Genomic DNA, 23,770 nt, shown 5'->3' with positions numbered 1-23,770 from the left:
CGCCGGGGCGCCTCTTGCCGGAGAATGGACGCATGCCCGGTTTCTACGTACACGAAGCCACCCTCCGGTTGGACCCCGCCGCCGACTCAGCGGCGCCCGGAGCTGCGATCACCGTAGCCCTGTGCGGCAGCTGGGAGCACCCCCCGCCGTGCCCGCTCGCCGCCCACCACACTGCCGTCCAACAGGACGGACAGTCCGTGAGGCTGCGGACCGTCTTCGCGGCCGATCCACGGCAGGAAGCCGAGGTCCGCCGTCGTATTGACGCTGCGCTTGCCAAAGGATCGCAGGCCAGCCCGGACGGCACCCTGTCCCGCTGGACGCTGGTGGGGACCAAAGCTGCCGAACTGACCACGGCAGAGCTCGAGCGCGCGCAACGAATCGCCGGCAGTTAGCAGGCGCGGCGTTGTGCCAGCCGAAACCTCCCCGCTAAGGTGGCATTATAAGCATGCTTATCATCCTGGAAGGGGACGTGAATGAGTGCTGGACAGTACACGCCGGGGACTGACGGACCGATGGAGCCGCGCGACAATGGAACGCCGCCGGCCGACCGGACCGGAACGCCGGGGGTACCCGCCGCGCGCCCCGCAGACTCATCACCTGCCACAACCCCGCCCGCCCCGGCAGGTGCCGGCGAACCCAAGGTGACCCGCGCCGGCGTGGTGTGGGCCGCGGTGGTAGCGGCCCTTGCGCTCCTGATCCTGCTGATTATCTTCATCCTGCAGAACCAGGACCTCGTGCTGGTCAGGTTCCTGGGCTTCGAAGGAAGCTTGCCACTGGGCATGGCACTGTTTATCGCCAGCGTGACCGGCGGGGTCCTGGTGGCGGCGGCAGGCGGCGCGCGCATCCTCCAGCTCCGCGCCAATGCCCGCCGGGCGCGGGCAACGCAGCGAAGGTAGAGCGCCCCGAAGCATCACAAGAGCGGACAGCCACCGCAGGCTCAGAAGCTCCCGAGGGTGCGGTACTTCCCCGCCCGCGCTGCCACCAGCTCGGGAACGGGGATCCCGGCTACGGAACCCAGCTCGTATTCGATGGCGGAGGCCATCCGCCCGCAGAATTCACGGGGCTCCAGCGAGGCGTCGTCGCGTTCATCCACGATGTGGTCCACCAGGCCGTGGGCGTACAGCGACGCAACGTTCACGCCCTGTGCCTGGGCCATGGCAGGGGCAAAGGCCGTGGTCCGGTGGACAATCGCGCTGGCGCCCTCGGGAGGCAGCGGGGACAGCCAGCTGTGCTGGGCGGCGATGGTCCTGTCGGCGGGCAGCAGCGCCAGCGCCCCTCCCCCGGCCCCCTGGCCGAGCAGCACCGAGACCGACGGCGATTCCAGGCCGATCAGCTCGTGCAGCGAGCGTGCGATTTCGCCTGCAAGCCCGCCTTCTTCTGCTTCCTGTGAGAGGGCCGCGCCTGCGGTGTCGATGACCGTGAGCAGCGGCAGCCGAAGTTCCTCCGCGAGTTTCATGCCGCGCCGCGCCTCCCGCAGGGAGCCTGGCCCCATCCCGGCAGCGTCCTTCCGCAGCGGGCGGGCGTGCCCCAGGACGATGCAGGACTGGCTGCCGAAGCGGGCCAGGGCCAGCAGGAGCCCGGGGTCCTTTTCCCCTTGCCCGGTTCCGTTCAGGGGCAGGGCATCGGTGGCACCGTATTTGAGGATCTGGCGTAGGTCGGGCCGCCGGGGCCGGCGGGAGATTTCGATCGACGTCCAGGCGTCCACGGGGGCGGGCCGGACGGCCAGGGTGGCAGGTGCGGCAGGCTGGTCAGCCGGCTTGGAGGACTGGTCCAGGCGGGGCGTCAGGATATCCAACGCCCTGCCCACCAGGTCGGCCAGGTGGCCGGGTTCCACCACGCCGTCGATCAGCCCCTTGTTGAACAGGTTCTCCGCCACCTGCACGTTGTCCGGAAACGCTTCCCCGTGCAGCGCCTCATAGACCCGGGGGCCCAGGAACCCCAGCAGCGCGCCGGGCTCGGCCACGTTGATGTGCCCCAGGGATCCCCACGAGGCCATCACCCCGCCGGTGGTGGGGTGGCGGAGGTAGACCAGGTAGGGCAGGCCTGCCTGCCGGTGCGCCCGGACCGCGCCGGTGATCTTGACCATGGACAGGAACGCGAGTGTTCCTTCCTGCATGCGTGTGCCGCCGGACGCGGGTCCGGCCAGCAGCGGCAGCCCTTCGGCGGTGGCGCGCTCCACGGCGGCCACGATGCGTTCCGCTGCCGCGTGGCCGATGGATCCCGCCAGGAAGGAGAATTCACTGACGATCACTGCCACCCGCCTGCCGCGGATGAGGCCGGCGCCGGTGATGACGGATTCGTCGGTGCCGCTGCGCTCCCTCGCCTTGGCGAGGTCGCGGGCGTAGTCGTCGGACAGCGCGGGTTCCTGTGCCGGTGTGTCCCAGGAGATGAAGGATCCCTCGTCCACCACAATGTCCAGCAGTTCGGCGGCGCTGAGGTGCCGCACCTTTTCGGTCGTGGGCATGCTATTTCACCCCGGCGGTGGCGGCAGTTGCATCGGCAGGGACAAGGCCCAGCCACTGCCGGATGGATTCGCCGTCGGCATCCAGCAGCGGCGGGGCCGCATGCTCGGTGACCGTGGTTTCCGCGGTGTCGCCGGGTGCGAAGAACCGCAGCGGGGGGCCGGGCAGGCTGACTTTGCCCAGCAGCGGGTGGTCAACATCCACCACCAGGCCCTGGGACGCCACCTGCTCCCAGGCGTACACCTCGTCCAGCGAGCGGACCTTCCCGGCCGGGATCCCGGCGTCGTTAAGCTTTTGCAGCAGTTCCGCGGCGCCGTAGCCGGCAAAGACGCGTTCGACGGCGGCAATCACCCCGGCGCGGTTCCGCACCCTTTCAGCGTTGCTGGCAAAGCCGGGGGCGGCGGGGTCCAGGCCGAAGGCAGCCGCGAAGGAGGCCCACAGCTTTTCGCTGCCGACGCTGATCTGGACGCTGCCGTCCTTGCAGGCGAACAGGCCGTAGGGGGCGATGGACGGGTGGTGGTTGCCCTGCGCCTGCGGCACTTCGCCGGCCACGGTGGTGCGGGTGCCCTGGAAGGCGTGGACCCCGATGAGTGATGCCAGCAGAGACGTGCGCACCACCTGGCCGTGGCCGGTCCGGTCGCGTTCAACCAGCGCCGCCAGTACCCCGAACGCCCCGTTCATCCCGGCCAGCAGGTCGGCAATGGGGACGCCCACGCGCTGCGGATCGTCCGGACCGGACCCGGTGAGGGACATCAGGCCCGCCTCCCCCTGGAGGATCTGGTCGTACCCGCTGCGCTGCGACTCGGGACCGTCGTGGCCGAAGCCCGTGATGGACAGGATCACCAGCCGCGGGTTGAGTTCGTGCATGGCCGCGGTCGAGAAGCCAAGCCGGTCCATGACGCCGGGGCGGAAGTTCTCGATCACCACATCGGCCCGCTCCAGGAGCCCGCGCAGCACGGCCTGGCCGTCCCCGCTCTTGAGGTCCAGGCTGATGGATTCCTTGTTCCGGTTGCAGGACATGAAATAGGTGGACTGCAGGTCGCCCTCGGGTCCTACGAAGGGCGGACCCCAGCCGCGGGTGTCGTCACCGGTTCCGGGGTTCTCCACCTTGATGACGCGGGCGCCCAGGTCAGCCAGCATCATGCCGGCATGCGGTCCGGCCAGCGCCCGGCTCAGGTCAACGACCGTGTGCCCGGCCAGGGGGCCTTGGGGATTGTCAGCTCTGCTCATGTGCTGGTTCCTTTTCTGAATATGCGATGGGGCCGTGAAGCCGGCCGGTGCGGGGGCTTGGGGCGGCTACAGCCAGCCGGGGACCACGAGCGCCAGCCAGGCCAGGGCGGGGCCGGCCACGATCACGATGCCGCTGTAGCCGAGGATCTGCTTGTAGAACCGGTCCTTGTCCACGCCCTCGGGCGCGTTGGCCAGGACCAGGGCGCCGTTGGTGGAGAAGGGCGAGACGTCCACGATGGTGGCCGCAACTGCCAGCGCGCAGATCACGCCGACGGCACCAATTTCACCGGTGGACAGGAACGGCACCGCGAGCGGGATAAGTGCGGCCAGGATTGCGGTGGAGGAGGCGAAGGCGGAGACCACGGCACCGATGTAGCAGATGAGGAGGGCCGCGAGGAGGGGCATGCCCATGCCGGCCACGCCGTTGGAGACGAACTCGATGGTTCCGGCTTCCTCCAGCACCCCGACGAATGTCAGCATGCCGCAGATCAGCAGCACCGTGGACCAGCTGATCTTGTTGATGGCACCTTTCTGCGCGGCAGGAGAGACCAGGGCCAGCACGATGGCGATGGTGATGGAGACAAACCCAACGTCCACCTTGAACCCGAGGGCGACGACGGCCAGTGCGATCAGGCCGCCGATGGTCACCAGCTGCGGGATCCGCTGGGACCGCTCCTTGGTGGCTGCCACGCCGTCGCCTGCTGGGTCGCGGGGCCCGTACATGCCGGAGCCGAAGCCCTTGAAGGCAACGTCGCCGGCCTTGGCTCCGACGCTGACGGCCATCCGCGCTTCGGCAGCCTGTTCCACGAAGTGGCTCATCTTGGAGGACAGGAGCGCCCGCCCGCCCAGGACCACAAAGAGCACCAGGGCGATGATGATGTTGAAGACCAGGCTGGACAGGAACAGCGCGGTGGGGCTGAAGGCCAGGTCGGTTTTGGCCAGGATGCCGTTCACGGTGACGCCGTACACGGCGATGGGCGAGAAGCCGCCGGCCTGGGCGCCGTGGATGACCATCATGCCCATCAGCAATGGGCTGATCTTGTACTTTCCGGCAAAGCTGAGGGCGATGGGGGCGATGATTGCGACGGCGGCGGGAGACAGCGCGCCAACGGCGGTGATGACTGCGGTGATGGCGAACATCACCCAGGGAATCAGTGCCACCCGGCTTCCCACGAGCTTGACGGCACCGCGCACCAGAAGGTCGATGGTTCCGTTGTTCTGGGCGATGGCGAACAGGTACGTGACGCCGACGATGGTCAGGAAGAGGCCGCCGGGGAAGTTGGCCAGGATGTCGTTGGTGGACATGCCCAGCACCACGGTGCCGAGCAGGAAGGCGCCAACGAAGGCGAGTGCGCCCATGTTCAGGGGCAGGACGGTGGCAAGCAGGAACATCGCCGACAGGATGATGATCGACAAGACAGGAGCGGACATCGTTGGTCCTCCATTGGGGAAGAAAAATGTGACGTGAGTAACTGGCTCACTGGACTAGCCTCCTAGACAGTGAGTCTATCTGTCAATAGCTGGCCCCTGTACTCTTGAAGGAACGACGACGGAGCGAGGGCTTTGTGGAGAAGACATCACGGCTTGGACTGGAGCGGGTGACGCGTCCGCGGCTGTACGAACAGCTGGTGGAGCAGATCCTTGCCTACATCGAGTCGGCCCAGCTGGGGCCGGGCGACCTCCTGCCTGCCGAGCGGGACCTCGCCGAGCGGCTTGGGGTGTCCCGCGCCACCCTGGCCCAGGCCCTGGTGGCCCTTGAGGTCCTGGGCGTTATCGATGTGCAGCACGGCACGGGCGCGGTCCTTGCGCGCCGTCCGAGCGTTGCATCCGTCATCAAAGGATTGCGTGAGCACCGGAGCCGGCTGCCGGAGATCGTGGAGGCGCGCAGCACCCTGGAGGTCAAACTGGCTGCGCTCGCAGCGGCCCGCCGCACCGACGACGACCTGAAGGCGATCGACGAGGCCCTGGACGTCATGGCCAGGGAGATCAGCGACGGCGACCGCGGCACCCATGGCGACGAACTCTTCCATCAGGCCATCACGGCTGCGGCCCATTCCTCGGTGCTGGCCCAGCTCATGGCGTTTATCGCGGAGATGATCCTCGAAACACGCATGGAATCGCTGGGCCAGCCGGGCCGGCCCGAGCAGTCCCTTGCCTCGCACCGCAAGATCGCCGATGCCATCCGGGCGCAGGATGCGGAAGGGGCAGCAGAGGCCATGCTGGCCCACATCGAGCTCGTTTCGGATGTGGAGCTGCTCCGCTAGACGGCGCCCCTCGACGCGAGAGCACAACTCCCCAAACGGTCATGTCCCCCTGGAACGCGCGGGGGAATAGCCCATCCGGAGGGGAATTTTGCGCCGACACGCCGGCCTGTCTGGAGCACCGGACAGCCGGGGGCAATTTCCTGTTCTTATCGGGCCGCAAACCCAGTGTGATGGAACCTACGTTTTATCACCCAAGGAGTTTTGGCCATGGCCGCAGGAAGTACAGCCGTAGAGGCACGTTCAATCGAAATGATTCCGCCCGGCGAGCGCCACGGCAGCCCGCGTGGGCAGTTCACGCTCTGGTTTGGCGCCAATGCGCAGATTACGGCGATCGTGGACGGCGCGCTGGCAGTAGTGTTTGGCGCGGACGCGTTCTGGGCAATAGTCGGCCTGCTGGCGGGCAACGTGGTGGGCGGTGCGGTGATGGCACTGCACTCGGCGCAGGGCCCCAAGCTGGGACTTCCGCAGATGATTTCCAGCCGGGCCCAGTTCGGTGTCTACGGGGCGGTGATCCCGCTGGTGCTGGTCATCCTGATGTACATCGGATTCGCGTCGACGGGCACCGTCCTTTCAGGCCAGGCGATCAACCTGATGCTCGGGGTGGAGGCGCCCGCCGTCGGAATCCTGATCTTCGGCGCGGCCACCGCGCTGCTGGCCATCCTCGGCTACAAGTACATCCATGCCCTGGGCCGGATCGCCACGGTAGTGGGACTGGCCGGGTTCCTGTACCTGACGGTGGCGGTCTTCACGAAGTTCGACGTGACGCAGGTGATGATGGTCAAAGGCTTCGAATGGCCCACGTTCCTGACCGCGATCGCCCTCGGCGCCGGCTGGCAGCTGACCTTCGGCCCCTACGTCGCCGACTACTCCCGCTACCTGCCGGCCAGCACGTCCGAGCGGAAGACCTTCTGGTACACCTTCGCCGGATCGGTGGGCGGCGCGCAGTGGGCCATGACCCTGGGCGCGATCGCCGGCGGCCTCTCCGCAGCCAAGCTGGGCGGTGACTTCCTGAAAAACCAGGTGGGCTACATGGGCGACCTTGCCGGGGGCGGGCTGATCGCCGTCTTCATCTACCTGATGATCGTCACCGGCAAACTCACGGTCAACTGCCTCAACGCTTACGGGGCCTTCATGTGCGGCGTCACCATCAGCACCGCCGTCAACCGCCGCGACTCGGTGTCCAAAACACTGCGGATCGTGTTCATTGTTACGGTGATCAGCGCCAGCGTCCTCATCGCGCTCTTCGCCAGCAAGGATTTCCTGAACCTCTTCAAGAACTTTGTCCTGCTGCTGCTGATGGTGTTCACGCCCTGGTCGGTCATCAACCTCGTGGACTACTACAAGATCTCCCGCGACCGCCTGGACATCCCGGCGCTGTACAACCCGGACGGACGGTACGGCCGCTGGAACGCGGCTGCGCTGGTCTCGTACGGAGTCGGCGTCGTAATCCAGATCCCGTTCCTGGCGCAGGCGCTGTACACCGGTCCCGTCACCAAGTTGCTGGGCGGCGCGGACATCTCCTGGCTGGTGGGGATCGTGGTCACCCTCGCCATCTACTACCCCTGGGCCAAGGCCACCAACCGGGCGCCCGCGGACTCCATCTACCCGCCCGGTCCGGCGGAGGACAGGGTTCCGCTGGCAGCCGCGGGCAAAGCCTAAAAGCCGGATGCCCTATCACCTTTGGTCCCTAAAACCGTGTCTTAGGGACCAGACGTGATAGGGCATCCGGGGGTTAGAAGGTGCCCGTCGACGTGGTGCCGGCGTATGCCAGACCGATGATGAGCAGCAGCCAAAAGGCGCCATAGCCAAGCAGGCACAGATAGCCCAGGACCAGGCCGGTGATGGACATGCCCTTGCCGGACGGCTCCCGCTTGAGCGCCATGTGGCCCGTGACGATCGCCGCGATCTGCGGCAGGAGCAGCCAGCCCATGATCACGGAGGCGATGCCGCACACCATGCTGGCGATGCTCAATGTTTTTGGTTCGGCCGGCATCCCGTAATAGGCGGGTTGTCCGTACGGGCTGGCGGGCCGTCCGTACGGAGCCGGTTGCGAATAGGCGCCGGCCGGCTGTCCGTACGGATTCCCGCCGTGCTGGTCGCCACCGTACTGATCGCCGCCGTAGTGATTTTCGGAGTAGTGATTGCCCGGGTACTGGCTCCCGCCCTGGTTCTGCGCTTCCGAGCCGTAAGGCGGCACGAAGCGGGGCGGTTCATAGCCCGACGGCGGCACGGTGGGTTGCGGGTCTGCGCCCGGGTAGTCAGGCCCCGGATATTCAGGGCGCCGGGCAGGCTGGTCAGTCAAGGTTTCCCCCTAGGATTTTGATTCCCAGCCTACCGCCGAACCGTCCTCCGGAACCCGTCAGTGCACTACAAGCCTGATGGCGAGCACCAGCATCAACACCCCGATGGCCAGGTCCACCCAGCGCCAGGTCCGCGGGCTGCCGAGGACCCCCGCCAGCCTCCGCGCCCCATACCCCAGGGCGGAGAACCAGAGCACACTGCCGGTGACGGCGCCGCCTGCGAAGATCCACCGCGTACCGGAGCCCTGCTGGTTGGCCAGGCTGCCCAGCAGCACCACCGTATCCAGGTAGACGTGGGGGTTCAGGAAGGTCAAGGCGACCGCAGTGGCAACCACCGAGTGCTTCGATCGCGGAGGCTGCTCAGTCAGCGACGAGGGCTTCAACGCCGCCATGAAGGACCGGACCGCAAACCACAGCAGGTAGGCAGCCCCGCCCCAGCGCAGCACCTCCAGGGCCTCCGGAAAACGGGTGACCAGGGCACCGATGCCGGCAGTGCCGCCAAGAATCAGCAATGCATCGCCCGCCATGCACACGGCCACGACCGCACCCACGTGTTCCCGCCGGATTCCCTGGCGGAGCACAAAGGCGTTCTGCGCCCCGATCGCCACGATCAGCGCGAGGCCGGTCAGAAGTCCCGTTATCCCTGTGGTCCACATGCTTCGACGCTAAAGGGACCGCACGATGAAGACAAATAACAGATCCTACTGTTCCATTAGAATTTCTTCATGAACTTCGAGCACCTGAAGGCACTGACCGCAGTGGTTGACGAGGGGACTTTCGAGGCTGCAGCGGACGCGCTGCGGATCACCCCGTCCGCCGTGAGCCAGCGGATCAAGGCCCTGGAAGCCTCGGTGGGCCAGGTCCTGGTGCGCCGCCGGGTGCCCTGCACGGCCACTGACGCCGGCATGCTTTTGCTCCGCATGGCCCGCCAAGTGCAGGTGCTCGAGGCCGAGGCATCGAACGCCCTGGGCAGCGGCAGGTCGTCCCGGACCCACCTGCCATTGGCCGTCAATGCGGATTCGCTGGCCACCTGGTTCGTTCCGGTTTTGGCAGAGGCCGCCGAATGGGATGACACCACCATCGACCTCCATGTCGAGGACCAGGGATACAGCAGCCAACTCCTGCGGGAAGGGGAAGTGATGGGCGCAGTGACCTCCGATCCCGTTCCGGTGAGCGGCTGCCGGGTAGAGCTGCTGGGGCATATGCGCTACATCCCGGTGGCCGCCGCCGGTCTGCAGGGCCGCTTCACCACGCCGGAGGGCCTGGACTGGGCGGCGATGCCCGTGCTGAAGTTCAACGCCAAGGACACCCTCCAGCGCCAGCTGCTCGATGCCAAAGGTATCGACCAGCCGCCGCCCACGCACACCGTTCCATCCTCGGAAGGATTCCTCGCCGCCGCCAGGGCCGGACTGGGGTGGGGAATGATCCCGGAGCTGCAGCTCACCGGAGAGATCGCCGATGGATCCCTGGTCCGCCTGGAGGACAGCCACGAGGACGTAGCCCTCTACTGGCAGTCCTGGACCCTGGACTCCGAAGGGCTCAACCGCCTCACGGACACCGTCCGGCAGGCCAGCAGCAAGCTGCTGGTTCCGGCCCGTTCCCGGCTTGGCAGGGAACAGCCGCGGTCACGTGCCGGCCGCGGGGCTAGTACCCCCAGTACGGCAGGATATAAACGGCGAAAATGACGAACGCGGCGAGCAGCGCGAGGCGTCCCGCACCGGCTCCCGCGTGCTGGTGGGCCTTAACGTTCCGGCCCTGCCGCACGCCGGCTGCCTTAAGGTGGCGGCCCGCCGGATGCCGGGCAGAGCTCCCGCTCCTGTTCGTGGTGTGCTTGCCCGCCGCGGGGCCACCTTGGGAAAGGGAATCCTGAGCCGTTGCCTGTTCAATGTCAGCGCCCTTGCCCGCTGGCCCACTTGGCGGCAGGGCCCCTGTTGGGTGGACCACTGTTCCTGGCCGGACGTTCCGGAAGGCCGTGATCCCCGGCTCCTGCTCATGCGTGAGCTCCTGGCCCAGGTGCTCGTACAGTCCCACCACGGCCTGCTGGTCCAGAACGGGCGGCAACGACTCGATGGCCCCCACCAAACGCTGGGATCCCGCGACGGCGACGTCGGAGCTGGTGATGCCGAAGAGGTCCGGCTGCGCGGCCATGCAGATGAGGGGGCGAACCAGCCTGCGATGCGGCGGGTCAACCACCGAGGCCACCGCGGCGCACTGGGCCAGCGCACCTTCCACCGCCTGGGTGCGGGCGTAGCGTCCCTGCCACAGCACCCCGGAGGCAACGCGCACTTCGCCGGTCCAGTTTTTGGCGTCCACCACCACAACCCCGCCAGGCCCCACCAGGACGTGGTCAAGGTTCGCCTTCGGGCGCCCTGGCCAGTGCACGTCGTGCAGCACGTACCAGCCGCGCGGAACCAGCTCGCTCAGCTTGTCCGCCACCACCTGTCCGCCCGCGGCCCCTGCATCCCACGCCTTTGTGGCATGCTCGGCCTGGTCGAGCCGGCGCTTGAGCCTGGCAACCCTCTCAGCGGCCAGCCTGGACTGCTCGGCTGCTCCGTCTCCTGCCCCCATGGCCGTCCCTGCTTCCCTGCCGGAGGGACGAGGGCGGCAGGCCGCCGTCGTCCATTGCTTACGGATGTTTTTCCCGGTTTTTTCGAACGTAACAGTGCCGGCAGGCCCCGGTATATAAGTACTTTGCGGGGCCTGTACTCAGGTTGGCTACTTGGTTAACGTCCCACCGGTTCATGACGCGGCGCCGTCACAGGTGCCCGGATTCCGGCGGGTTCGTTTTGACTGCCGCGAGGTTCTGGCATGCTGGTGCCATGGCTAGCCGCGCGGGTACAGTTGCCCAACCCCAGGACCTTGTTGACATCACTGCGCTCCTTGACGCGTATTACGACCTCACCCCGGACCTGGGTGATCCAGGCCAGCGGGTGGTGTTCGGTACCTCGGGCCACCGCGGCTCCAGCCTCAAGGCATCCTTCAACGAGAAACACATCGTCGCCATCACCCAGGCCATCGTCGAATACCGGGCGGCGCAGGGCGTCACCGGGCCGCTGTTCCTGGCCAAGGACACGCACGCGCTGAGCGAGCCGGCACAGAACTCCGCACTGGAGGTGCTTGCCGCCAACGGCGTCCAGGTCCTCATCGATGCCCGCCACGGCTACACCCCCACCCCCGCCCTGAGCCACGCGATCCTCACCTATAACCGCAACGCCGGACCCGGCGCTGCACAGGCTGACGGCATCGTGGTCACCCCCAGCCACAACCCGCCGGCTGACGGCGGCTTCAAGTACAACCCCCCGCACGGCGGACCCGCCGATTCCGACGCCACCGGCTGGATCGCCAACCGCGCCAACGAACTGCTCGAAAACGACCTGCGGGGCGTGAAGCGTGTCCAGCTGGCCGATGCGCTGGCCGCGGACACCACCGGCAAGTTCGATTTCCTCAGCAGCTACGTGGACGACCTTCCCTCCGTCCTCAACCTGGACGCCATCCGCGACGCCGGCGTACGGATCGGGGCCGACCCCATGGGCGGCGCAGCGGTGGACTACTGGGGCGAGATCGGCGAACGCCACCACCTGAACCTCACCGTGGTGAACCCCACGGTGGACCCGCAGTGGGCGTTCATGACCCTGGACTGGGACGAAAAGATCCGGATGGACTGCTCATCGCCCGCGGCCATGGCGTCCCTGATCAAGCGGATGTCCGACGGCGGTTCTGCCTTCGATGTGGCCACCGGCAACGATGCGGACGCGGACCGCCACGGCATCGTCACCCCCGACGGCGGGCTGATGAACCCGAACCACTACCTCGCCGTCGCCATCGACTACCTCTACCGGAACCGCAGCGGCTGGAACCCCGCCTCGGTGGTGGGCAAGACCCTGGTGTCCTCCTCGATCATTGACCGCGTGGCCGAAAGCCTGGGCCGCAAACTGGTGGAGGTGCCGGTCGGATTCAAGTGGTTCGTGCCCGGACTGCTCTCCGGCGAGGGTGCCTTTGGCGGGGAAGAATCCGCCGGCGCCTCCTTCAACAAGAAGGACGGCAGCGTGTGGACCACGGACAAGGACGGCATCCTGCTGGCGCTGCTCGCCTCGGAGATCACGGCTGTGACGGGCAAGTCCCCTTCACAGCTGTACAAGGGGCTGACGGACAAGTTCGGCGCCCCGGTTTACGCACGCATTGATGCAGCAGCCACGCGTGAGCAGAAGGCGGCACTCGGCAAGCTGTCGCCGTCGGACGTCACAGCGACCTCCCTGGCGGGCGAAGAGATCACCGCCAAGCTGACGGAGGCGCCGGGCAACGGCGCATCCATCGGCGGGCTCAAGGTGGTCACCGAGAACGCCTGGTTCGCGGCGCGCCCGTCCGGCACCGAGGACGTGTACAAGATCTACGCCGAGTCCTTCAAGGGCGAGGAGCACCTCAAGCAGGTCCAGGCCGAGGCCAAGGCGCTGGTGGACGGCGTCATCGCCTAACCGGCCTCCGGTTCCCGGCTCCACAGCCGGAGCACGCGCCGGATGGTGTGGTCACCATCCGGCGCCATGTCCACCAGGGCGATCCGGTCAAGCACGACGGCGTCTCCCGGGTGAAGGCGCTTTACTCCCGCTCCTGCAGCACCGTGGTGCGACACGTGCGGGCGATAGCCGGAGAGCGTGTGGCGCGGGGTCAGGATGGTGGCGCCCAGGTCCGTGACCGCATGGACGAGCTGCTCGTGCAGTGCCTGGAGGGCGGGGTGCGGGTCCACCAGGCTGACGGGCACGGTTCCGTTCCTGCCGAAGGCCGCGTCCTCCCCCACTGTCAGGCCGGCACCGAGGGCAGCGGATGCGTGCGGCCGGCCTGTTCTGCCAGGCGGACGGCGTCGTCGGCACTGTCCGGAGAGCCGACGTCGAACCTCACCAAAGTAATGTGCAGCGGCCACGCGGACCGCAGGAACACCTGGCCTTCAGCCACCGGCTCGACGAACGCCACGAAGATGAGGTTCCGCATCTGCCCAGTCTCCCACTCCTTAACCACCGATGCTCTATCACTTATGGTCCTTTCCGGGCGGCCGGAAGGACCATAAGTGATAGAGCATTCGGGGTTTCGATAGGCTCAACCACCGCCCGGGGGGGGTTAGACGGTGCGGACGACGTCCTCGTAAGCGAACTTGGGCTTGGCTTCGCCCCAGGCGTCCTCGGCAGGCTGGCCGATGTTGACCACCAGGAAGCTCTTCTGGTCGCCGGCCGGGAAGAAGGCCTCGTCGATGGCACCGAAGTCCGCGCCGGTCATGGGGCCGGCCGCGAAGCCGAGCGAGCGGACCGCCAGGATGAAGTAGCCGGCCTGCAGGTGGGCGTTGTTGTTGCCCGTGGCCGCGGCGAGCTCAGGGTTGGCGTCGTACATGGCCTTGGGGGCGTTGTAGCCGGGGAGGAAGTTGTCCCACTGGCCGGCCCAGTCGGTGTCGTAGCTCAGGATGGCCACCAGCGGGGCGGACGCGGTCTTGGCGCGGTTGCCGGGCATCAGGGCGTCCACGAGCTTGGCGCGGGCCTCATCGGAGCGGACGTAGGTGACGCGCAGCGGCTGGGAGTTGAAGGCGGTGGGGCCGAACTTGGTGAGTTCGTAGATGGCCTGGGCCTGCTCTTCGGTCACTTCCCCCTGGAAGGAGTTGGCGGTGCGGGCCTGGGCGAAAATGGCGTCGACGGCGGCCGGATCGATAACCGCTTCTTCGTGTGCAATGGTCATTGGCATACCTTTCGCTGCGCCGCCCCGCCTGCCGGAGTGGCCTCTCTGCTGTCCATAGTTGCAACTTCAAGTTCTCCCGTCCTCTTCCCCTGACGGTACGTGACCTTCGGCACAGCCTTGCCGAGCGGTATTCTGGTGGCAGTTCATCTTCGCCATCGGCGGCAACCCCCTGTGAAAGGCCCAGCCCATGAGCATGCTCGGAATCAAGTGGAAGCTGCACGGCACCGGCAAATCCATCAAGCCCGGCCACGTGGTGGCGCCTGACGAACGGCTGGCTTGGCCGCTGACCATCGGCGTGGGCATGCAGCACGTGGTGGCCATGTTCGGCGCAACATTCCTGGTGCCCATCATCACCGGAATGCCGCCGGCCACCACCCTGTTTTTCTCCGGCATCGGCACGCTGCTGTTCCTGGTGATCACCAAGGGCCGCGTGCCCAGCTACCTCGGCTCCAGCTTCGCGTTCATCGCCCCCATCATGGCGTCCCAGCAGCAGTTCGGTGTGCCCGGCGCCCTGGGCGGAGTGGTGCTCGCCGGCGCGGCGCTGGCCCTCGTGGGCGCCATCGTGCAGAAGTTCGGCGCAGGCTGGATCAACCGCCTCATGCCGCCCATCGTCACCGGCGCCATCGTGGCGCTCATCGGCCTTAACCTTGCCCCCGCCGCCAAGCAGAACTTCGACGCCGCGCCTGTCACCGCCGTCGTCACCCTCGCCACCATCATCCTGGTCAGCGTCCTCTTCCGCGGGATCCTGGGCCGGCTCAGCATCCTGGTGGGCGTGGTGGTCGGATACCTCGTGGCCATGCTCCGCGGCGAAGTGAGTTACGACAAGATGGAGGCCGCCGCCTGGGTGGGCCTTCCGCAGTTCCAGACCCCCGAGTTCCACATCGGCGTCCTTGGCCTGTTCGTGCCCGTGGTCCTGGTGCTGGTGGCCGAGAACATTGGCCACGTGAAATCAGTGGCCGCCATGACAGGCCAAAACCTCGACGGCGTCTCCGGACGTGCGCTGATGGCCGACGGCGCCGCAACAGTCCTCGCCGGCTTCGGCGGCGGCTCGGGAACCACCACTTACGCTGAAAACATCGGCGTTATGGCCGCCACCAAGGTCTACTCGACGGCGGCCTACTGGGTGGCGGGCATCTTCGCCATCCTGCTGAGCTTCTCCCCCAAGTTCGGCGAACTCATCGCCACCGTCCCGCCGGGCGTCCTGGGCGGCGCGGCCACCATGCTGTACGGCATGATCGGCATCCTGGGCGTCAAGATCTGGGTCCAGAACAAGGTGAACTTTTCGAACCCCGTGAACCTGACCACGGCAGCCGTGGCCCTGATTATCGGCATCGCTGACTACACCTGGACCATCGGCGAGCTGACCTTTACCGGCATCGCTTTGGGCTCGGCCGCGGCATTGGTGATCTACCACGGAATGAAGGCCATCGCGAAGGCCCGGGGCACCGTGGCCGAGCCGGAGTCCGAACAGGCAGGCCTGCCGCCGGCAGCCAAGGCCGCGGCCAACGCCGCCACCAAGCGGGCGCCGAAGAAGCGCTAGGCGCTTACACCTGCAGGCTGCGGGGCGGCCACGCTCAGGCCACCTCGTCCGATTCCTCCCCTTCCACGTTGCGGTCGACGGCGGCGCCTTTCGCGGCGCTGCGCCCGGCCGGGTGGCCCGGGGGGAACGGTCCCGGCCGGCCCAGGCCGAAGATGGGTCCCGGCTGTGGCCGTTTTGCCACCAGGGAATCATCGTCGGGACGGGGGTGCAGGCGCCGCAGCACCCAGGGAAGGAAATACTGCCGCGCCCAGATCAGGTCCTCCGCCCGGGCCTGGGTCCATCCCTGGGCCGGCAGCGGCCGGGGCTGGAGGGGCTTCAGGGTGTGCGGAACACCCAGCGCGTTGAGCGTGGCAACTGCTACGGCATGATGACCCAGCGGCGAAAGGTGCAGCCGGTCGCGGTCCCACATCCTGGCATCCTGCAGCTCCGGCAGGCACCACAGGTCCACCATGATGGCGTGGTGCCGGAGGCCAATCCTGTGAAGGTGCTCGTTGTAAATGGCCACCCTTCCGCGGATCTGACTGAACACGGGAATATCGCCCCAGTCCGGCCCCGCGAAAAGGAGGACTGTGGCGCCGGTTCCGGTCACCAGGCCCACCGCCTCATCCATCTTTTCCGCGAGCTTGTCCGGATCGCCGAGCCGGAAGATTACGTCGTTTCCACCCCCGGACATGCCAATCAGGTCCGGCTTCAGGGCCAGCGCGGGAGCCAGCTGGCGGTCCAGGATCTGCCCCAGCAGCATGCCCCGCACGGCAAGGTTGGCGTACGCAAAGTCCGGCTGCCCGTCGCTCAACTCCTCCGCCACCCGGTCCGCCCAGCCCCGGAGGCCGCCCTGGCTGCGCGGTTCAGGGTCTCCCACGCCCTCGGTATAGGAATCGCCGATCACCACGAAGCGGCGCCAGGGGTGCCGTTCCCCCGCCCCGGTGCCGGCCCGCAGGTCCTGCTCTTCGGTCGTCATGCCGTCCTCCTTCGTGGACGCGACGGCGGGCGCTGCTTCTTTGCGGCCCCCGCCCCAGGTGGCATCTGTGGCTGTTGATCCAGCTCGGCCGGCGCAGGCAGGCGCCAGTCCGCCGCGCCGTCGGGTATGTCCTGCTGCGGCTGTGGAGGCTCTGCGGCAGGCCGGTCTGCCAGGGGCAGGTCCATTGCCGGCCCGCCCATTCCCGCTGCCGCTCCAGGCACCACCACGTTCAAGGCGGCGTCCCGCAGGTCCAGTTCATGGTGCAGCGCCTGCGTCTGCAGGAACCGGAGGGCACCCTCCCGACTGAGGCCGTACTCGTTCATCAGGCTGCGCACGGCCAGGTCCACCAGCACCAGCGAGCTCTGCACCACGGCGATTCCCGCCGTCGCTTCCGCCCGCTCGGCCACCCTGACCACCACGCGCAGGGCGCGGGCCACCTGCTGCACGTAGTTGCGGCTCCGCAGGAGGTCGTCGCTGGTGAACGTGTGGGGCTCGGAGCCGTAAAGGTTGATGGCCGCGCTCGCCCCGCCTTCGGAGACGATGGGCGCGGACAGGAGCGACTGGACGCCGTGGCCCGCGGCCGCACTGGAGTACCCCGGCCAGCGCCTGTCCCGGCTGAGGTCGGAGAGCAGGACGAATTCGCCCGTCCGCAGCGCCTCCATGACCGGGCCGTCCGCAAAGGAGCACTGCTCCCGGTCCGCCTCGCGCGCCTGGTCGGTACTGGCGGCAAGCGTGTGCGCCTTACCCAGGCGGAAGAGGGTGGCCGCCCAGCTGATGCCGCGGCTTTCACCCTTGATGTCCGTCATGAAGTCACGGGTGACTTCCCAGAGGTAGGTCTCGACGTCCTTGCTGTCGAATACCGGCTCCGGTGGCATTGGAAGAGGTCCCCAGCCAACCTGCCCCGAGGGTTCAGCGGCCATACTCCATGCCTTGCTTGAAGCGCTTCGGCCTACTGCAAAACCTTGTTCTAAGAATACGTCCCCCAGCCACGATGGCGGGAGCCCGGCGGGACTTTGGCTGCCTCAGGCCCACACCTGGTAGCCGGTGGACTTGTCGAAGAGCCGGCGGGTGCTGATGCCCGCACCGGCTATCCACAGGACCGAATCGTCTTCCGCGGCCTGGTCAACCACCCCGGTCATGACGTGCTCGCCCAGCAGCCACACCTCAACGGTGTGGCCGGTCAGGCGCGCCCAGTCACCGCGCAGTCCACGCCCGTTCTGGCTGCCGGACGTGCCCTTCTTCGTCCTGGTGAGGCTGCCGCCGGCGGGAACCGTGTCTGCGGATGCGCCTGGTTTCATCTGTTCCTCCACGGGCCGGGCGCCAGGCTTCGTCATCCTGGGCACCATACGAGCTGATATTTCATTGATATATCAAAAGTCAGCTCAAGTATGTTGCAGGTCACATTTCCTGTCAATGAGGCCCCGGCGTCCGGAGTGCGGCGGCGGCGAAACCTAGGCGCTGAAAAGAGCCTCGCGGACGGCATGCTCGAACCCACTGACGTGCACCCGCGCCAGCTCGGCAGCCCTCGCCTCGTCGCCGTCGATGACGGCGCGGAGCAGGTCCAGGTGCTCGTGCACATGGAGGGAAAGATCGGGAAGACGGTCGATGACCATGCACCAGATCCTGGTTGCCAGGTTGTCATAGCGGATGAGAATGTCCTCAAGGTGGGGATTTGCGGCGGCCGCATAGATGCCCTGGTGCACGCGGGCGTCCAGCCTCAGCGTTTCAGTCACCGAGGCGGCGCCGGCATCAAAGGCCTCAACATCTTTGAGGATGGCCCGCAGCTGTGCCCGAACGGCTTCAGTTGCCACGCGCGCAGCGCGCGAGGCCGCAAGGGGCTCAAGCTGGGCGCGTATTTCCGAGATGAACGAAAGATCCGTGACGTCCACGCGGGTGGCGAATGTGCCGCGCCGCGGGTAGGTGACCACCAGGCGGTCCAGCTCCAGCCGCTTCAGGGCTTCGCGGATGGGCGTGCGGCCGACGCCAAGGGCTTTGGCAAGAGAGTCGTCATTGAGGAGTTCACCGGGCTTGATGTCCAGCATCAGGAGCCGGTCGCGGATGCTCTGATAAGCCACATCCGCAAGGGACTTCCTGCTGACATCATCAGCCACCGCCAAAGTTTCAAACGCCACGCTAGGACCCCTTCCTCGGGCCAGAAATGACTATTGACCTCACTCATGGACCAGTATACGCTGATCTCCAACCTAATATATCAGTCCGATACACAGGGATATATCTTGAAGGAGGAGGGGACATGACCCTCATGCAAACAGAGTCGTCAGCTGCTGTACTTGCGGCACCGGTCCAGGAGCAGGCGCAGAAATTCGTGCTCACACTGTCGTGCCGCGAGCGCGCCGGGATCGTCCAGGCCGTAACCACCTTCCTGTTCGAGCGGGGCTTCAACATCGACGAACACCAGCAGTTCGACGACAGCCTGCGTGAGACGCTGCACCTGCGCACCGCGTTCTCAGGTTCCCCCGACTACACCCCGGACATGCTCGAAGAAGAGTTCCGTTCCATCGCCGACCGTTTCGACATGAAGTTCAGCTTCCATGACCAGACCAAGCAGCGCGTCCTGGTGATGGTCTCCAAGTTCGGCCACTGCCTGAACGACCTCATCTTCCGCTGGCGCGGCGGCACCCTGGGCGGTGACCTGGTCCTGGTGGTTTCCAACCACGAGACCCACCGCGCCATGGCGGAAGCAGCCGGCCTGCCGTTCATTCACATCCCCGTGACGGCAGACACCAAGGCCGACGCCGAGCGCCGGCTCCTGGACCTGGTGGAGGAGTACAACGTGGACCTGGTGGTCCTGGCCCGGTACATGCAGGTGCTTTCCAACGACCTGTGCCGGTCACTGGAAGGCCGTGCCATCAACATCCACCACTCCTTCCTCCCTGGCTTCAAGGGCGCCCGCCCCTACCACCAGGCCTATGACCGCGGCGTCAAGCTGGTGGGCGCCACCGCCCACTACGTCACCGCAGACCTGGATGAGGGACCCATCATCGAGCAGGAAGTGATCCGCGTGGACCACAGCTATGGTCCGTCGGCATTGTCCACGGTGGGGCAGGATGCGGAAGCACTCGCGCTGTCCCGGGCTGTGCGATGGCACTGCCAACACCGCGTGCTGCTGGATGAGTCCAGCACGGTCGTGTTCCGGTAACCGGCCGCGCCCCATCAACAGACTTAGACACGAACAGCAGCAGGAGCAACCACATGGAATCGTCGCCACGCATTGTCATCATCGGAGCCGGCATCGTCGGCACCAACCTCGCCGATGAGCTCGTCACCAGGGGCTGGAACAACATCACGGTCCTGGACCAGGGCCCGCTCAACATGCCGGGCGGGTCAACCTCCCACGCCCCCGGCCTCGTCTTCCAGACCAACCCGTCCAAGTCCATGGCACTGTTCGCCAAGTACACAGTGGAAAAGCTGCTGTCCCTGACCGAGGACGGCGTCAGCTGCTTCAACCAGGTGGGCGGCCTGGAAGTCGCCACCACGGAGACCCGCCTTGCCGACCTTAAGCGCAAGCTCGGGTACGCACAATCGTGGGGCATCGACGGCAGGATCCTCTCCCGTGAGGAGTGCAAGGAGCTCTACCCGCTGATCAATGAGGAAGACATCCTGGGTGGCCTCCACGTCCCCACCGATGGCCTGGCACTTGCAGCCCGCGCCGTGCAGTTGCTGATCAAGCGCACCGAAGCCGCCGGCGTGAAGTACATCGGCAACACCGAGGTGACCGGTATCGAGCAGGCAAACCGCCGCGTGACCGGCGTCGAGACCTCCGACGGCGTGATCCCTGCGGACATCGTGGTTTCCTGCGCCGGCTTCTGGGGCGCCAAGGTGGGCGAGTTGATCGGGATGTCCGTTCCGCTCCTCCCGCTGGCACACCAGTACGTCAAGACCACCCCGGTACCCGCCCAGAAGGGCAAGAACGAACTGCCGAACGGCGCCCAGCTGCCCATCCTGCGCCACCAGGACCAGGACCTCTACTACCGCGAACACGGTGACCGGTACGGCATCGGCTCCTACGCCCACCGCCCCATGCCGGTGGACCTCGACGAGCTTGGAAGCTTCAAGCCGAATGAGATCAGCGAGCACAACATGCCCTCACGCCTGGACTTCACGCTGGAGGACTTCCTGCCCGCGTGGGAAGCAAGCAAGCAGATCCTGCCGGCGCTGCGGGAAAGCGAAATCGAGGATGGCTTCAACGGCATCTTCTCCTTCACCCCCGACGGCGGTTCGCTGGTGGGCGAATCCAAGGAACTGGACGGCTTCTTCGTTGCCGAGGCCGTGTGGGTTACGCACTCCGCAGGCATCGCCCGCGCCGTGGCCGAACTCCTCGTGGAGGGCAAGTCCCGCATCGACCTGGGCGACTGCGACATCCACCGGTTCGAAGACGTGCAGCTCACCCCCGAATACGTCAGCGAGACCTCGCAGCAGAACTTCGTGGAAATCTACGACGTCCTCCACCCGCTGCAGCCCAAGCTCTCCCCCCGCAACCTGCGGGTCAGCCCCTTCCATGCCCGGCACAAGCAGCTGGGCGGGTTCTTCCTGGAGGGCGCCGGATGGGAGCGTCCCTACTGGTTCGAAGCCAACGCAGACCTCCTCAAGGAGATGCCCGCCGACTGGCAGCCGCCCGCCAGGGATGCCTGGTCCGGAATGTTCAGCTCCCCCATCGCCGCAGCCGAAGCGTGGAAGACCCGTACCGCCGTCGCCATGTACGACATGACCCCCCTCAAGCGCCTTGAGGTTTCCGGCCCCGGAGCCCAGAAGCTGCTGCAGGAACTGACCACCGCGGACATGTCCAAGAAGCCCGGCGCCGTCACCTACACCCTCCTGCTGGACCACGCAGGCGGCATCCGCAGTGACATCACCGTGGCCCGCCTGAGTGAAGACACCTTCCAGCTCGGCGCCAACGGCAACATCGACACCGCCTACTTCGAGCGGGCAGCCCGGCACCAGACCGAAAACGGCACGGCCAGCGACTGGGTCCAGGTCCGCGACACCACCGGCGGCACCTGCTGCATCGGCCTCTGGGGCCCGCTCGCACGCGAGGTGGTGGGTGCGGTCAGCAGCGACGACTTCTCCAACGACGGGCTGAAATACTTCCGGTCCAAGAATGTGGTCATCGGCGGTGTGCCGGTCACGGCCATGCGCCTGTCCTACGTTGGCGAACTGGGCTGGGAGCTCTACACCAGCGCGGACAACGGCCAGCGCCTCTGGGACGCGCTGTGGAAAGCAGGCCAGCCCTTCGGCATAATTGCAGCCGGCCGGGCAGCCTTCAGCTCCCTCCGCCTGGAAAAGGGCTACCGTTCCTGGGGCACCGACATGACCACCGAACACGACCCCCTCGAAGCAGGCCTGGGATTCGCCGTCAAGATGGCCAAGGACAACTTCGTCGGAAAGGCAGCCCTGGAAGGCCGCACGGAGGAGAACTCCGCCCGGCGCCTGCGGTGCCTCACGGTCGACGACGGCCGGTCCATCGTGCTGGGCAAGGAACCTGTGTTCTACAAGGACCAGGCCGTCGGCTACGTGACGAGCGCCGCGTACGGCTACACCGTGCGCAAACCGATCGCCTACGCCTACCTCCCAAGCGCTGTGTCAGTGGGCGACTCGGTGGAGATTGAGTACTTCGGACGGCGCATTGTTGCCACCGTCACCCAGGATCCGCTGTACGACCCCACCATGACCCGGCTCCGCGGCTAAGCCATGATCAGCGAAGAGACGATCGGCAGCTACCTCACCCGGCTGGCCTCACGGCAGCCCACCCCGGGCGGCGGCGCCGCAGCCGCGCTGCACGCCGCCCAGGGTGCAGCCCTGGTGGCCATGGTGGCCCGCTACACCACAGGCGGCAAGTACGAGCAGCACGCCGCCCTGGTACAGCGGATCACCCAGGCCGCGGACGATCTGGTCAATGAGGCAGTGGGCCTGGCCGACGCCGATGAGCAGGCCTTCCAGGCTGTGATCGACGCCTACAAGCTCCCCGCGACGACGGACGAACTCAAGGCCGCGCGCGCCGCCACCATTGACGCCGCGCTCGTCCAGGCGGCACAGACACCGGCGCACCTCGTCACGGTTGCCGGTGCCGTCGTGGAGCTTGCAACGGAACTGTTTGACGTCGCGAACGCGAACGTCATCAGCGACGTCGCGGCCGCCGCGGACGCCGCCCGCGCAGCCGCAACCACCGCACGGGTGAATATCGACATCAACGTGGTGGCCATCAAGGACCCCGGGGCACGCGCCGGGCTGGCCCAGCGGACGGACGGCCTGGAGGACAAAGTGGTCATGGCAGCCGACTCCCTTGCGGCACGCGTACGTGAAAGGATCCTTCGTTGAGCACTGAAACCGCAACGTTGTCGGGAACGTCCCTCGCCGGGATCATCCGCGAAAGGACGCAGGACGGGGCCCGGACCCTGGAACAGCACGGCGTGCGTCCCGTCCTCGCGGTGGTGATGGCCACCGATGACGAATCGACGCGCTGGTACGTGCGCTCCATTGAGCGCGCAGCAGAACGCGCCGGCATTGGTTGCCGGGTCCTCGACCTGGGCCATGACGCCACCGAGCAGGTGCTGGCCAGTGTCCTGCGGGACCTGGCCGCCGAGCCATCCGTGAACGGCATCATCCTGCAAACGCCGCTTCCCGCGGGGGTGCGGGCGGACGCCCTGGTGGGGCTCATCGCGCCGGAGAAGGACATTGACGGAGCCAATCCGCTGAGCCTCGGCAGGCTGGCCGTGGGCCAGCCCGCGTTCGCACCGGCCACCGCCCGGGCCGTCGTGGAAATCCTTGACCACTACGACGTCCCGGTGGCGGGCCGGAACGCCGTGGTTGTTGGCCGGTCCGCGGTGGTGGGAAAGCCGCTGTCCCTGTTGCTGCTGGAACGCGACGCGGCGGTCACGGTCTGCCATTCCAGGTCGGGTCCGCTCGGGACCTACACCAAGGAGGCGGACATCGTGGTGGTGGCCGCCGGACGGACAGGCCTGCTGACGGGCAGTGACGTTTCCGCGAAGACGGTAGTGGTCGACGTCGGCACGAACGTCCTTGCCGACGGTTCGCTGGTGGGCGATGTGGACGGGAACAGCGTCCGCGGCGTCGCGGCTGCGCTGACCCCTGTCCCCGGAGGTGTCGGCTCGGTGACCACGGCCCTGCTGCTCCTGCACACGGTGGAAGCAGCCCGGAACCAGTCAGGGTCGCTGATTGCCGAATCCGGCGTCCTCCAGGCGGCCGGCTAAAACACATGGACCTGATGGTCCCGTTTCCGTAAATGGTGCTTCGGTGGGCCTAAAACCTGGGGAGGTATTCCT

General features: G+C 66.9%; 24 protein-coding genes. 11 read left to right on the top strand and 13 right to left on the bottom strand.

Translation table 11 applies throughout. The features are described 5' to 3' along the window. Positions 1 to 32 precede the first annotated feature (32 nt). A complete protein-coding gene (locus AC5RWA_RS04645) occupies positions 33 to 392 on the top strand; it encodes a hypothetical protein (RefSeq protein WP_494056740.1) in 360 nt (119 codons plus the stop codon). An 81-nt stretch (positions 393 to 473) separates the two neighbouring features. Then, on the top strand, positions 474 to 896 hold the full coding sequence (locus AC5RWA_RS04640) for a lipopolysaccharide assembly protein LapA domain-containing protein (protein ID WP_176156832.1): 423 nt from the start codon (positions 474 to 476) through the stop codon (positions 894 to 896). 41 nt (positions 897 to 937) lie between these two features. Here the strand turns inward: AC5RWA_RS04640 and AC5RWA_RS04635 are convergent, their stop codons facing one another. From AC5RWA_RS04635 to AC5RWA_RS04625, 3 genes are all read right to left on the bottom strand, one after another. After that, positions 938 to 2,464, bottom strand: a complete 1,527-nt coding sequence (locus tag AC5RWA_RS04635; RefSeq protein WP_494056739.1) for a carboxyl transferase domain-containing protein — start codon at positions 2,462 to 2,464, stop codon at positions 938 to 940. 1 nt (position 2,465) lies between these two features. After that, complete coding sequence (locus AC5RWA_RS04630; protein ID WP_494056738.1) at positions 2,466 to 3,692, bottom strand: CaiB/BaiF CoA transferase family protein; 1,227 nt, start codon at positions 3,690 to 3,692, stop codon at positions 2,466 to 2,468. 66 nt (positions 3,693 to 3,758) lie between these two features. Further along, entirely contained in the window at positions 3,759 to 5,123 is a 1,365-nt protein-coding gene (locus tag AC5RWA_RS04625) for an SLC13 family permease (protein ID WP_494056737.1), read from the bottom strand. Between the two features lie 134 nt (positions 5,124 to 5,257). On the opposite strand from AC5RWA_RS04625, the gene AC5RWA_RS04620 reads away from it, so the two are divergent. Beyond that, positions 5,258 to 5,956 carry a FadR/GntR family transcriptional regulator gene (locus tag AC5RWA_RS04620; RefSeq protein ID WP_476244593.1) on the top strand — a complete coding sequence of 233 codons (699 nt, stop codon included), beginning with the start codon at positions 5,258 to 5,260 and terminating at the stop codon, positions 5,954 to 5,956. A 207-nt stretch (positions 5,957 to 6,163) separates the two neighbouring features. Beyond that, positions 6,164 to 7,615 (top strand): purine-cytosine permease family protein, encoded by a 1,452-nt coding sequence (locus tag AC5RWA_RS04615; protein ID WP_494056736.1) that lies wholly within the window; start codon positions 6,164 to 6,166, stop codon positions 7,613 to 7,615. A 73-nt stretch (positions 7,616 to 7,688) separates the two neighbouring features. Here the strand turns inward: AC5RWA_RS04615 and AC5RWA_RS04610 are convergent, their stop codons facing one another. Next, on the bottom strand, positions 7,689 to 8,258 hold the full coding sequence (locus AC5RWA_RS04610) for a DUF4190 domain-containing protein (protein ID WP_494056735.1): 570 nt from the start codon (positions 8,256 to 8,258) through the stop codon (positions 7,689 to 7,691). A gap of 57 nt (positions 8,259 to 8,315) precedes the next feature. Continuing rightward, positions 8,316 to 8,912 (bottom strand): LysE/ArgO family amino acid transporter, encoded by a 597-nt coding sequence (locus tag AC5RWA_RS04605; protein ID WP_494056734.1) that lies wholly within the window; start codon positions 8,910 to 8,912, stop codon positions 8,316 to 8,318. Positions 8,913 to 8,981: 69 nt separating this feature from the next. Between AC5RWA_RS04605 and AC5RWA_RS04600 the strand changes: the two genes are divergently transcribed. Further along, positions 8,982 to 9,941, top strand: a complete 960-nt coding sequence (locus tag AC5RWA_RS04600) for a LysR family transcriptional regulator ArgP (RefSeq protein ID WP_494056733.1) — start codon at positions 8,982 to 8,984, stop codon at positions 9,939 to 9,941. Here AC5RWA_RS04600 and AC5RWA_RS04595 read toward each other — a convergent pair. Next, the gene (locus tag AC5RWA_RS04595) at positions 9,901 to 10,824 is read right to left on the bottom strand and encodes an NERD domain-containing protein (RefSeq protein WP_494056732.1); all 924 of its coding nucleotides are present in this window, start codon (positions 10,822 to 10,824) and stop codon (positions 9,901 to 9,903) included. The two genes, AC5RWA_RS04600 and AC5RWA_RS04595, sit on opposite strands and share 41 nt — an antisense overlap. A 251-nt stretch (positions 10,825 to 11,075) precedes the next feature. On the opposite strand from AC5RWA_RS04595, the gene pgm reads away from it, so the two are divergent. After that, positions 11,076 to 12,728: a phosphoglucomutase (alpha-D-glucose-1,6-bisphosphate-dependent) gene (pgm, locus tag AC5RWA_RS04590; protein ID WP_494056731.1), complete on the top strand. Its 1,653-nt coding sequence runs from the start codon at positions 11,076 to 11,078 to the stop codon at positions 12,726 to 12,728. On the opposite strand, the gene AC5RWA_RS04585 is transcribed toward pgm, so the two are convergent. The 3 genes from AC5RWA_RS04585 to AC5RWA_RS04575 all read right to left on the bottom strand — a co-directional run bounded on the left by AC5RWA_RS04585 (position 12,725) and on the right by AC5RWA_RS04575 (position 13,971). Beyond that, positions 12,725 to 13,012 carry a hypothetical protein gene (locus AC5RWA_RS04585; protein WP_494056730.1) on the bottom strand — a complete coding sequence of 96 codons (288 nt, stop codon included), beginning with the start codon at positions 13,010 to 13,012 and terminating at the stop codon, positions 12,725 to 12,727. The genes pgm and AC5RWA_RS04585 overlap by 4 nt on opposite strands. Positions 13,013 to 13,050: 38 nt before the next feature. Continuing rightward, positions 13,051 to 13,239, bottom strand: coding sequence for a hypothetical protein (locus AC5RWA_RS04580; protein WP_494056729.1), 189 nt, complete (start codon positions 13,237 to 13,239; stop codon positions 13,051 to 13,053). A gap of 126 nt (positions 13,240 to 13,365) precedes the next feature. Beyond that, positions 13,366 to 13,971, bottom strand: coding sequence for a malonic semialdehyde reductase (locus AC5RWA_RS04575; protein WP_494056728.1), 606 nt, complete (start codon positions 13,969 to 13,971; stop codon positions 13,366 to 13,368). A 187-nt stretch (positions 13,972 to 14,158) separates the two neighbouring features. On the opposite strand from AC5RWA_RS04575, the gene AC5RWA_RS04570 reads away from it, so the two are divergent. Next, positions 14,159 to 15,511: a uracil-xanthine permease family protein gene (locus AC5RWA_RS04570; protein WP_275730525.1), complete on the top strand. Its 1,353-nt coding sequence runs from the start codon at positions 14,159 to 14,161 to the stop codon at positions 15,509 to 15,511. A 34-nt stretch (positions 15,512 to 15,545) separates the two neighbouring features. Here AC5RWA_RS04570 and AC5RWA_RS04565 read toward each other — a convergent pair whose 3' ends face one another. From AC5RWA_RS04565 to AC5RWA_RS04550, 4 genes are all read right to left on the bottom strand, one after another. Continuing rightward, a complete protein-coding gene (locus tag AC5RWA_RS04565) occupies positions 15,546 to 16,469 on the bottom strand; it encodes an SGNH/GDSL hydrolase family protein (RefSeq protein WP_494056727.1) in 924 nt (307 codons plus the stop codon). Continuing rightward, positions 16,466 to 17,389, bottom strand: a complete 924-nt coding sequence (locus AC5RWA_RS04560) for a GAF domain-containing protein (RefSeq protein WP_079596907.1) — start codon at positions 17,387 to 17,389, stop codon at positions 16,466 to 16,468. Before AC5RWA_RS04560 ends, AC5RWA_RS04565 begins: the two co-directional genes overlap by 4 nt. Before the next feature lie 102 nt (positions 17,390 to 17,491). After that, on the bottom strand, positions 17,492 to 17,803 hold the full coding sequence (locus AC5RWA_RS04555) for a hypothetical protein (protein WP_494056726.1): 312 nt from the start codon (positions 17,801 to 17,803) through the stop codon (positions 17,492 to 17,494). 117 nt (positions 17,804 to 17,920) lie between these two features. Beyond that, positions 17,921 to 18,601, bottom strand: coding sequence for a GntR family transcriptional regulator (locus AC5RWA_RS04550; protein WP_494056725.1), 681 nt, complete (start codon positions 18,599 to 18,601; stop codon positions 17,921 to 17,923). 122 nt (positions 18,602 to 18,723) lie between these two features. Between AC5RWA_RS04550 and purU the strand changes: the two genes are divergently transcribed. From purU to AC5RWA_RS04530, 4 genes are read left to right on the top strand one after another with little or no spacing between them, the layout of a single operon-like run. After that, on the top strand, positions 18,724 to 19,629 hold the full coding sequence (gene purU / locus AC5RWA_RS04545) for a formyltetrahydrofolate deformylase (protein ID WP_115524741.1): 906 nt from the start codon (positions 18,724 to 18,726) through the stop codon (positions 19,627 to 19,629). 53 nt (positions 19,630 to 19,682) lie between these two features. Further along, complete coding sequence (locus AC5RWA_RS04540; RefSeq protein ID WP_115524742.1) at positions 19,683 to 22,175, top strand: GcvT family protein; 2,493 nt, start codon at positions 19,683 to 19,685, stop codon at positions 22,173 to 22,175. Between the two features lie 3 nt (positions 22,176 to 22,178). Then, complete coding sequence (locus tag AC5RWA_RS04535; protein ID WP_494056724.1) at positions 22,179 to 22,805, top strand: cyclodeaminase/cyclohydrolase family protein; 627 nt, start codon at positions 22,179 to 22,181, stop codon at positions 22,803 to 22,805. Further along, positions 22,802 to 23,698, top strand: coding sequence for a bifunctional 5,10-methylenetetrahydrofolate dehydrogenase/5,10-methenyltetrahydrofolate cyclohydrolase (locus AC5RWA_RS04530; RefSeq protein WP_494056723.1), 897 nt, complete (start codon positions 22,802 to 22,804; stop codon positions 23,696 to 23,698). The genes AC5RWA_RS04535 and AC5RWA_RS04530 overlap by 4 nt, the downstream gene beginning before the upstream one ends. The last annotated feature ends 72 nt before the right edge of the window (positions 23,699 to 23,770 follow it).

The sequence above is a fragment of the Arthrobacter sp. 210 2 genome, assembly GCF_059093025.1.
The sequence above is the reverse complement of the archived record's forward strand: the minus strand, read 5'-3'. Positions and strand labels throughout refer to the sequence as shown.

What these genes read in the sequence shown, in the direction of transcription:
- AC5RWA_RS04635 (WP_494056739.1), bottom strand. Translation starts at nt 2,464, where the DNA reads ATGCCCACGACCGAAAAGGTGCGGCACCTCAGCGCCGCCGAACTGCTG.
- AC5RWA_RS04600 (WP_494056733.1), top strand. Translation starts at nt 8,982, where the DNA reads ATGAACTTCGAGCACCTGAAGGCACTGACCGCAGTGGTTGACGAGGGG.
- AC5RWA_RS04580 (WP_494056729.1), bottom strand. Translation starts at nt 13,239, where the DNA reads ATGCGGAACCTCATCTTCGTGGCGTTCGTCGAGCCGGTGGCTGAAGGC.
- AC5RWA_RS04630 (WP_494056738.1), bottom strand. Translation starts at nt 3,692, where the DNA reads ATGAGCAGAGCTGACAATCCCCAAGGCCCCCTGGCCGGGCACACGGTC.
- AC5RWA_RS04570 (WP_275730525.1), top strand. Translation starts at nt 14,159, where the DNA reads ATGAGCATGCTCGGAATCAAGTGGAAGCTGCACGGCACCGGCAAATCC.
- AC5RWA_RS04645 (WP_494056740.1), top strand. Translation starts at nt 33, where the DNA reads ATGCCCGGTTTCTACGTACACGAAGCCACCCTCCGGTTGGACCCCGCC.
- purU (WP_115524741.1), top strand. Translation starts at nt 18,724, where the DNA reads ATGACCCTCATGCAAACAGAGTCGTCAGCTGCTGTACTTGCGGCACCG.
- pgm (WP_494056731.1), top strand. Translation starts at nt 11,076, where the DNA reads ATGGCTAGCCGCGCGGGTACAGTTGCCCAACCCCAGGACCTTGTTGAC.
- AC5RWA_RS04565 (WP_494056727.1), bottom strand. Translation starts at nt 16,469, where the DNA reads ATGACGACCGAAGAGCAGGACCTGCGGGCCGGCACCGGGGCGGGGGAA.
- AC5RWA_RS04640 (WP_176156832.1), top strand. Translation starts at nt 474, where the DNA reads ATGAGTGCTGGACAGTACACGCCGGGGACTGACGGACCGATGGAGCCG.
- AC5RWA_RS04535 (WP_494056724.1), top strand. Translation starts at nt 22,179, where the DNA reads ATGATCAGCGAAGAGACGATCGGCAGCTACCTCACCCGGCTGGCCTCA.
- AC5RWA_RS04575 (WP_494056728.1), bottom strand. Translation starts at nt 13,971, where the DNA reads ATGACCATTGCACACGAAGAAGCGGTTATCGATCCGGCCGCCGTCGAC.
- AC5RWA_RS04605 (WP_494056734.1), bottom strand. Translation starts at nt 8,912, where the DNA reads ATGTGGACCACAGGGATAACGGGACTTCTGACCGGCCTCGCGCTGATC.
- AC5RWA_RS04595 (WP_494056732.1), bottom strand. Translation starts at nt 10,824, where the DNA reads ATGGGGGCAGGAGACGGAGCAGCCGAGCAGTCCAGGCTGGCCGCTGAG.
- AC5RWA_RS04555 (WP_494056726.1), bottom strand. Translation starts at nt 17,803, where the DNA reads ATGACGAAGCCTGGCGCCCGGCCCGTGGAGGAACAGATGAAACCAGGC.
- AC5RWA_RS04560 (WP_079596907.1), bottom strand. Translation starts at nt 17,389, where the DNA reads ATGGCCGCTGAACCCTCGGGGCAGGTTGGCTGGGGACCTCTTCCAATG.
- AC5RWA_RS04540 (WP_115524742.1), top strand. Translation starts at nt 19,683, where the DNA reads ATGGAATCGTCGCCACGCATTGTCATCATCGGAGCCGGCATCGTCGGC.
- AC5RWA_RS04625 (WP_494056737.1), bottom strand. Translation starts at nt 5,123, where the DNA reads ATGTCCGCTCCTGTCTTGTCGATCATCATCCTGTCGGCGATGTTCCTG.
- AC5RWA_RS04615 (WP_494056736.1), top strand. Translation starts at nt 6,164, where the DNA reads ATGGCCGCAGGAAGTACAGCCGTAGAGGCACGTTCAATCGAAATGATT.